Here is an 8,199-nt window from a genome sequence, read left to right on the forward strand (position 1 = left end):
CGATGCGGCGCACCCTGGGTGGTCTCGCCTACCTGGCGGGCATGCTCTTCCCACTGGTGGAGGTCGTGGTCGCGCGTGCCTGGGTGGACGGCTACAGCTGGTCGCGGAACTTCATCAGCGACCTCGGCCTCACCCAGTGCGTGGACCTCGCGCGGGGCACCGTGTGCTCGCCGCGGCATATCGTGTTCAACGCTGCGTTCGTGTTCCTGGGCGTCGTCATCGCGTTCGGTTCGATCGCTCTCGCGCCGGTCCTCTCCTCGCAGTGGCGGCGGCCGGTGCTCGCGGTCGCACTCGTGCACGCCACGGGGGTGGCGATGATCGGACTCTTCCCCGGGTCTGTTGTGGAGGCGATCGGCGGAGACGCCCGGCGGATGTTGCTGCACTCGGCCGGCACCCTGGCGGCGATCGGCGGCGGGAATCTGCTGGTGCTGCTCACCGCGGTGGCGACCTGGCGCACCTGGAGGGGCTATGCCGTCGTCTCCGCGGCGCTCGTCTGCGTGGGCCTGCTCGGCATCGCGATCGACACGCTAGGCCTCGCCACGGTGGGCCCGGGCACCGTTCAGCGGATGACGGCGTACCCGGTGGTCGCGTGGTTGGCGCTCACCGGGGCGGCGGTGCTCATCGGCCGGCCTCCGCTCACCGGCATGACCGCGGCCAGCGCACCGGCCGATCCGCACTCCTGACGGGCGGTGCGGGTGAGGTGGTGGGGCGGTCCGAGGTCAGGTCTCGGTTCCCTCGAAGCCGAACGTCATGATCGGCGCAAGGGTGCCGGTCCGGATGGCCTCCAGGACGGCCCGCTCGTGCGGCACCACCGGTTCGGGCAGCGCATCCAAGGGGAACCAGGCGAGTTCGGCGGCCTTGTCCGCCTCCATCAGCGACGGGACGCCGGACCAGGTGCGGCAGGAGAAGAAGAAGTCGACGCGCTCGTCGATCGGGCGGCCGTTCCCGTGCGTGCGGTGCATGGCGCAGAGTGGCTCGAGGTCGGCCTCGGAGATCGTGATGCCGAGTTCCTCCCGCGCCTCACGGACGGCGGCAGCGTGCACCGACTCGTCTGCCTCGACGTGCCCGGCCGCGGCGTGCGCCCAGTGCCCGTCCATGTACCCGGTGCCACGTCGCAGCGACAGCAGCACCTCCGCACCGGTCGGGGTCTGGCGGCGGAGCAGGACGTAGGCGGCGGGCACCACTTGGAAGCGATCGGTCACGGCCCAACCGTAGCGACGCGGCGACGAGCGTGGCCGAGCCTCACCCGGGCTCGGGCTCGATGAGCGGCACGAAGCGGTAGCTGCCGGGTGCCTGCTCGGCGGAAGGGACGCCGTCGGCCATCGTGACGATCGTCATCCGGCCCCGGACGGGAATGATCATCCGGCCACCGTCGGCGAGCTGCTCGGCCAGCGCACGAGGCACCGCGCGGGCCTCCGCGGAGACCAGGATCCGGTCGTACGGCGCGCGCCACGGCCAGCCGAGCACGCCGTCGACCGCTACGTGCACCTGGGCGTGGGTGATGCCGGCTCGGGCGACGTTCGCCCGCCCGAACTCGGCCAGCTGCGGGCGCAGCTCCACGCCGTCGACCCGGCCGGTCGATCCGACCAGGTGGGCCAGCAGCGCAGTGGTCCAGCCCGACCCGCTGCCGACGTCCAGCACCCGGTCGCCTGGCTCCGCGGCGAGCAGCTCGAGCATGATCCGCACCGTCGTGGGCTGGGAGCAGGTCTGACCATCGGCCAGGTGCAGCGGCTGGTCCAGGCCGGTGTTGCGGCGCTGGGCCGGGGGCAGGAAGTCCGCGCGCGAGACGGACCGCATCGCGGCGGCGACGACCGCGTGCGCCGAGCCATCCATCGCGCACCTGCTCCCGTTCGAGTCCGTCCAGACTAGCGCCGCACGTTAGCGTCCCGCCGCTGCCAGGCGATCAGGTGGGCCGAGGAGAACCTGGGCGAGCACCGTCCGCAGGCCAGGGCCCGGGTGGGGCGCCGGAACCGGGCGTGCTCGTGCCCGGCCGGGCAGATCCCGACCCAGGGTGCGGGCACCTCGCCGGCCCCGGCCGGCACCCGGCGCTGCGCGGTGCACCCGATCGAGAGGGCGATCCGGCGCCACTGTGGCCCGTGGCCGGCCCCGTGGCCCGCCAGCGCATGGGCGATCTCGTGCAGCAGGGTGTCGCGCACCTGCGCGGGCTCGTGCACCGCGGTCAGGTAGCGGCTGATCGTGATCCGACGCCGGTCGTAACGGCAGGCACCGGCCCGACGCTTGGCGTTGTCGAACCCGAAGGTCCAACCGGTCAGGCCGTGCTCGGCCAGGAGTTCGCGGCCGAGCGCGTCGGCATCGGTGAGGTCCATCTCGATCCTCGCTGTCGTGGGGGCGGGCAACTACGCACGACGCTAGAGGGCGCCTCGGACACCTGCTGCGTGGGCCTGTGGACGGTGTGCGAGCCGCATGGTTCGGCGGGACAATGGTGCCGTGAGGAACCGCAGTTCGATGACCGAACACGCCCGATCCTTCGACCGGGCGGCCGCGGTGTACGCCGCGACCCGACCCTCCTACCCGCCGGCCGCCGTCGACTGGCTGGTGCCGCGCTCGGCGCGTCGGGTCCTCGACCTGGCGGCGGGCACCGGCAAGCTGACCCGACTCCTGGTCGACCGCGGCGGCTTGGAGGTGGTGGCCGTGGACCCCGCGCCGAACATGCTCGGCGAGCTGCACGAGCACGTGCCCGGTGTGCCCACGTTCGTGGGGACCGCCGAGAACCTCCCGCTCCCGGACGACGCGGTGGACGTGGTGACCGTGGCGCAGGCGTGGCACTGGGTGGACCCGGCCGCGGCGGTACCCGAGATCGCGCGGGTGCTGCGGCCCGGCGGCACGCTCGGCCTGGTCTGGAACTCCCGTGACGAGTCGGTGGCGTGGGTGGCCGAGTTCGGCGACATCCTGATCCGGCTGTACGAACGCGACGAGCAGGAACTCGCACCGGATATCGGCGCCCCGTTCGGGCCCGTCGAGAGCACCACCATCCGGTGGACGCAGGCCATGCCCGCCGAAACGCTCGTGGACCTGGTGCGATCGCGCAGCTACTTCATCACCGCGACGCCGGAGCAGCAGGCGGACGTCCTCGGCGCCGTCGGGGACCTGCTCGCCGGCCACGCCGAACTGGCCGGCCGGGACGTCATCGACCTGCCGTACCTGGCTGACTGCTTCCGGACCCGCCTGGACGCCTGAACCGCTGGCCGCCGCGCTCGCCGAGCGCGTGGAAACCCTCGTCGCAACTCACGAGGGACCGGGGCTTCCGCGCACTCGGCCCAGGGCGGCGGCGACCTGTCGTGGGATCAGAGTCGGCTGATAGACATCGGCGGCGGTGAATCGCAGGATCACCGTGTCCGTGCGCGACGCCAGGGCGTTCTGCCGGACCCGGTCGCGGAACAGAGCTTCGGGAGCGGAGTGGATCGCGACGCCGTCGATCTCGACCAGCACCCACGATCCATCCTCTCGGAGCCAGCCCATGTCACCTCGGGCGATGAAGGCGCCGCGTGAGTCGGTGACCACCACCTGAATGTCATCCGGCGGGAGACACGCGTCCACGCATACCAACCTGGCACGCGTCTCGAGCGGCGACTCGGCCCGGCCGTCCACCAGGTCCCACCACGGAGTGAGTCTCGCGGCGCCTCGCCTGCCGCGCACCCGTCGGCGGACGTCGGCGAGACCCTCGGCGTCGAGTTGACGGCGGAACAGGGTCGAGTCGAGCACGGCGACCGCGGTCTCCCGGTTCATCTCGGGCAGCGCCTGGACCAGCGCAGAGCGAAGGTCGGCCACGGCCCGCCCGCGCAGTGTGGCGACCCCGAACCCGTGATCGAACCGCCGGACCCGGATCGACGCCGGGCCGCGGTTCCCGCGAGCTCCCGGCAAGCTCACCTCGGGTGCAATCCGGGCGGGCAGGCCCCACACCCCGTGGAGCGCGAGGGCGCACACCCCGACGGCGATCGCGTCCGGGCCGGCACCCAGCAGTCCGAGCCATGCGGCCCGGCGCCGCTGGTGATCATGAAGATCGCCGACCGCTGGCTCACCGCAGTCGTAAACACCCCGCACGAGCCGGTGCCACAGCCCACTGCGGACAAGATTGGCGATCCGCAGTTCGGAGATTCCCAGGCGTGCGCACTGTGCGGTCGTGATCAGCCCCGCCTGCCCGCGCGCGACCCGCAGCGCAGACTCCGGTTGCTTCACACCTGACACTCACCCAGCACACCATCGTCCGGTCCCCGCCCACGTGCCCCTGTGGACAACGCCGACGAGCCCCGGCTCCGCTCCCATCCCCGGCGATCCCCGATCGTTCCGCAAGACTCGGCGAGCGCGCACTTGTCACGTTCCAAGCCGACCGGAACAAGGGGCAACAACACGCTCGACCGAGGCGGGCGGGCAGCCAGGTGGGCAGCCAGGTGGGTGGCCTGGCCGATCGGCGGTTAGTCGGGCAGGACCTCGACGGTCAGCTCGACCTCGACCGGAGCGTCGAGCGGGAGGACCGCGACGCCGACGGCGGAACGTGCGTGCACGCCCGCGTCACCGAAGATCTCCTGGAGCACGTTCGAGGCGCCGTTGATCACGCCGGGCTGGCCCGTGAAGGACGGGTCGGAGGCGACGAAGCCGACGACCTTCACGACCCGGACGATCCGGTCCACCCCACCGACCAGTGCCACCACGGCGGCCAGGCCGTTCAGGGCTGCGAGCCGGGCGAGCGCGGTCGCGTCGGCCGGGCTGACCAGCCCGTCGCCCTCGCCGACCTTGCCGGTGTGCGCCATCACGCCGTCGACCATGGGCAACTGCCCCGACGTGTGCACCAGGTTCCCCTGGCGCAGTGCCGGCACGTACGACGCGACCGGTGGGACGACGTCGGGCAGGTCGATCCCGAGTTCGGCGAGGCGCGTCGATGCGCTCACGCCTTCTCCCGCTTGAGGTAGGCGACCAGTCCCTGACCGTCGGGGCCGGGCACCACCTGGACGAGTTCCCACCCGTCGGCGCCCCACTGGTCGAGGATCGCCTTCGTCGAGTGGATGATCAGTGGAATGGTTGCGTACTCCCAAGTAGCCATGCCACTGATCCTAGGGCTTCAGTTGTTGCGCGGATCGGCCCCTCGGCGCGGCTTCGTCGCCGGCCACTTCTGGCTGATCAGTTCGTTGATGGCGTTGCGGTCCGTGTCCGCCAGGGCCATCCGCCAGGACTCCACCGTGGGTGCGCGGCGCAACAGCGCGCGGCGCTCCCGCTCGGTCATGCCGCCCCAGACACCGAACTGGATCCGGTTGTCCAGTGCGTCGACCAAGCACTCCAGGCGCACGGTGCAGGAGAAGCACACCTCGCGTGCCTGCCGCTGCGCTGCGCCCTGCACGAAGAGGTCGTCGGGCGACTTCTGCGCACACGCCGCCTGCAACGTCCAACTCTCATCAAAACGTACGTCCACAATGACCTCCACGACGAGACTGCTTGCCAGTCACCCGACAAGAGGGTCCCCGTCCCCGATAAATACAAGGACTTCGAACACTCCCCCTATCTGCCGAGTTATACACCCCCGCACGGACAAAAGACAGTCCTTGCCGATCGGCGGACGGAACCGGCTCAGCGGGCGGTCGCGCCGGAGCCTGTCCGGTTCGGCGATTGCCGCGGATCCCTGTGGCATCGGGCACGAGCGGGGACGGCACTTCGACGGCACTCGGCCGGTGTCCGGTTCCCAGTTCGGGGTGCGTGGATGCGCTGTACGCGCCGCGGTGCGCGGGAGCGTGGCCACACCCGGAGCACAACGTATCCTAGAACGCATGGCACCTCCTTCCCGGTCGACTTCGCGCGCCGTCAACGCGGCACAACTGGTCTCCCTGTTCCTCGCGTTCCTCCTGGTCGCGGGCGTCGGTGGCGTCCTCTCGGCCGGCTTCATGATGCCGTTCGTGACGGCGGTCGGCGCGACCACGGACGCCTCCACGCGGCTGTTCGACGAGCTGCCGACGGAGCTGGGCTCGGAGGAACTGTCCGAGCAGACGGTCATGAATGCCTCGGACGGGACCCGGCTGGCGACGTTCTTCCTCGAGAACCGGATCGTGGTGCCGCTGTCCGAGATCAACCCGTACATGGGTGCGGCGGTGATCGCGGTCGAGGACCAGCGCTACTACGAGCACGGCGGCGTGGACCCGGAGGGTCTGATCCGGGCCGCGGTGCAGACCCTGACCGGCGGCGGGCTCCAGGGTGGCTCGACGCTGACCCAGCAGTACGTGAAGAACGTGCTCATCGAGGCCGGCCGGAACGCGAACGACCCCGAGGCGATCGAGGCCGCGCGGGAAAGCACCATCGGCCGCAAGCTGCGCGAGGCCAAGCTGGCGATCGCGCTGGAGCAGGTCCGCACGAAGGACGAGATCCTCGAGGGCTACCTCAACATCGCGCAGTTCGGCCCGTCCCAGTACGGGGTCGAGGCCGCCGCGCAGTACTTCTTCTCGCGCAGCGCCGCCGAGCTCACCCTCGGCCAGTCGGCGATGCTCGCCCGGATCACACAGAACCCGGCGAAGTGGAACCCGGTCAACAACCCGGAGGTCGCGGAAGCGGGCCGCAACACCGTGCTCGGGCTGATGCTCTCGCAGGGAAAGATCACCCAGGAGGAGCACGACGCCGCCGTGGCGCAGCCGATCGCAGACATGATGCTCGTCTCGAACACCCCGGTGGGCTGCTCGAACGCCGGCACTGCCGCGTACTTCTGCGACTACGTCAAGTCCGAGATCCTGAACAACCCGGTCTTCGGTGAGACCCAGGCCGAGCGGTACCAGCTGCTGGTGCGCGGTGGGCTGACCATCAACACCACGATCAACCTCAGCATGCAGGCTCAGGCCTACGCCTCCCTCATCGACGCGATCCCCGTCGACGACCCTTCCGGCGTCTCGACCGCCGTCTCGACGGTCCAGCCCAACACCGGGCAGATCCTCGCAATGGCGCAGAACACCCTGTACGGCAAACCCGCCGAGGGAGCCTCCAGAACCACCGAGGTGAACTTCAACGCCGACACCAGATTCGGCGGCTCCAGCGGGTTCCAGACGGGGTCCACGTTCAAGGCGTTCGTGCTGACGCAGTGGCTCATCGACGGACACTCCCTCAACGACAGGGTGGACGGCTCCACGGGACAGAGTTTCCCGCGCAACACGTGGGAAACGTGTCTGCCCGAGTACATCTCGAGTGACCCCTACGAACCGAGGAACCTTGAGGGCATCGGCACCGGCCCGATGAGCGTGCTCTCGGCCACGGAGGAGTCGGTGAACACCGCGTTCGTGAACATGGCGAACCAGATGAACCTGTGCGATCTCACGAACACCGCGCAGTCGATGGGCGTGCACCACGCCACCCTCGCGCCCGGCGGCACCTTCGACAACGGCTTCGCGTTGAACGTGGTCCCCTCGATGGCGCTCGGCGCGAACGAAATCGCGCCGCTGACCATGGCCGCCGCGTTCGCGACCTACGCCTCCGGCGGCGTCTACTGCGAGCCGATCGCGATCCTGTCCATCCAGAACTCGGACGGCGAGGAACTCCCGGTACCGCCGCAGACCTGCTCGCAGGCACTCCAGCCGAACATCGCGAACGCCATGAACTACGCGCTCGGCCAGGTCGTCGCGGACGGCACCGGTCGGCCGAGCCAGCTCGGGGACCGCCCCTCCGCGGGCAAGACCGGAACGGCGAACGATGACTCCGCGGCGTGGTTCGTCGGGTATGTGCCCCGGCTCGCGTCGGCCGTCTGGGTCGGCTTCTCCGAGGGCACCGAGTCGATGCAGAACATCACCATCAACGGCCGCTACTACCAGTACGTCTACGGTGGCGCGATGGCCGCACCCATCTGGCAGAACTACATGAGCCAAGCCGTCCAGGGGCTGCCCGTGGAGGGCTTCGCCGCGGCCGGTGACCGGGAGATCTACGGTGAACGCCGCCCCGTGCCGAACGTGGGCGGGCGCTCCGTGGCCGACGCAACGTCGATCCTGGAGGGTGCCGGCTTCACGGTCCGCACCGGCGCCACCGAGAACCACGACACCGTGCCGGCGGGCTCCGTGATCGGCACGAACCCGGGCGCAGGCAGCCTGGTCACCCCGGGCAGCGGTGTCACGATCGTGATCAGCGGGGGGCCCGCACCGGCGCCGCCCGCGACTCCCGACCCAGGTGACACCGGCGGCGGCGAGGGTGGCGGCGGCCCAGGCAACGGCGGGGGTAATGGTG

The 8,199-nt window shown here is 70.6% G+C and carries 10 protein-coding genes; 3 read left to right on the top strand and 7 right to left on the bottom strand.

Translation table 11 applies throughout. From position 1 onward, the window contains the following. Positions 1-2: 2 nt before the first annotated feature. A complete protein-coding gene (locus HALOF300_RS01280; RefSeq protein ID WP_156738832.1) occupies positions 3-683 on the top strand; it encodes a DUF998 domain-containing protein in 681 nt (226 codons plus the stop codon). A gap of 36 nt (positions 684-719) precedes the next feature. On the opposite strand, the gene HALOF300_RS01285 is transcribed toward HALOF300_RS01280, so the two are convergent. The 3 genes from HALOF300_RS01285 to HALOF300_RS01295 are packed head-to-tail and all read right to left on the bottom strand — an operon-like array spanning position 720 to position 2,327. Continuing rightward, positions 720-1,202 carry an NUDIX hydrolase gene (locus HALOF300_RS01285; RefSeq protein WP_156738833.1) on the bottom strand — a complete coding sequence of 161 codons (483 nt, stop codon included), beginning with the start codon at positions 1,200-1,202 and terminating at the stop codon, positions 720-722. A 40-nt stretch (positions 1,203-1,242) separates the two neighbouring features. Beyond that, entirely contained in the window at positions 1,243-1,833 is a 591-nt protein-coding gene (locus HALOF300_RS01290; RefSeq protein WP_156738834.1) for a protein-L-isoaspartate O-methyltransferase family protein, read from the bottom strand. Positions 1,834-1,865: 32 nt separating this feature from the next. Beyond that, complete coding sequence (locus tag HALOF300_RS01295; protein WP_156738835.1) at positions 1,866-2,327, bottom strand: SprT-like domain-containing protein; 462 nt, start codon at positions 2,325-2,327, stop codon at positions 1,866-1,868. Positions 2,328-2,466: 139 nt separating this feature from the next. Between HALOF300_RS01295 and HALOF300_RS01300 the strand changes: the two genes are divergently transcribed. Further along, positions 2,467-3,198 (top strand): class I SAM-dependent methyltransferase, encoded by a 732-nt coding sequence (locus tag HALOF300_RS01300; RefSeq protein ID WP_156738856.1) that lies wholly within the window; start codon positions 2,467-2,469, stop codon positions 3,196-3,198. Positions 3,199-3,246: 48 nt separating this feature from the next. Here the strand turns inward: HALOF300_RS01300 and HALOF300_RS01305 are convergent, their stop codons facing one another. From HALOF300_RS01305 to HALOF300_RS01320, 4 genes are all read right to left on the bottom strand, one after another. Then, on the bottom strand, positions 3,247-4,197 hold the full coding sequence (locus HALOF300_RS01305) for a type IV toxin-antitoxin system AbiEi family antitoxin domain-containing protein (RefSeq protein WP_231954946.1): 951 nt from the start codon (positions 4,195-4,197) through the stop codon (positions 3,247-3,249). A 236-nt stretch (positions 4,198-4,433) separates the two neighbouring features. Then, positions 4,434-4,907, bottom strand: a complete 474-nt coding sequence (locus HALOF300_RS01310) for a RidA family protein (RefSeq protein ID WP_156738837.1) — start codon at positions 4,905-4,907, stop codon at positions 4,434-4,436. After that, complete coding sequence (locus HALOF300_RS01315) at positions 4,904-5,059, bottom strand: DUF4177 domain-containing protein (protein WP_133109685.1); 156 nt, start codon at positions 5,057-5,059, stop codon at positions 4,904-4,906. Before HALOF300_RS01315 ends, HALOF300_RS01310 begins: the two co-directional genes overlap by 4 nt. 18 nt (positions 5,060-5,077) lie before the next feature. Continuing rightward, positions 5,078-5,425 carry a WhiB family transcriptional regulator gene (locus HALOF300_RS01320; protein WP_154795744.1) on the bottom strand — a complete coding sequence of 116 codons (348 nt, stop codon included), beginning with the start codon at positions 5,423-5,425 and terminating at the stop codon, positions 5,078-5,080. 352 nt (positions 5,426-5,777) lie between these two features. Here HALOF300_RS01320 and HALOF300_RS01325 point away from each other — a divergent pair. Continuing rightward, positions 5,778-8,199, top strand: a 2,422-nt coding sequence (locus HALOF300_RS01325; RefSeq protein ID WP_197522209.1) for a penicillin-binding protein, incomplete at its 3' end; no start/stop codon positions are given.

It is taken from the genome of Occultella aeris (genome assembly GCF_902703175.1).
Lineage (GTDB): Bacteria > Actinomycetota > Actinomycetes > Actinomycetales > Beutenbergiaceae > Occultella > Occultella aeris.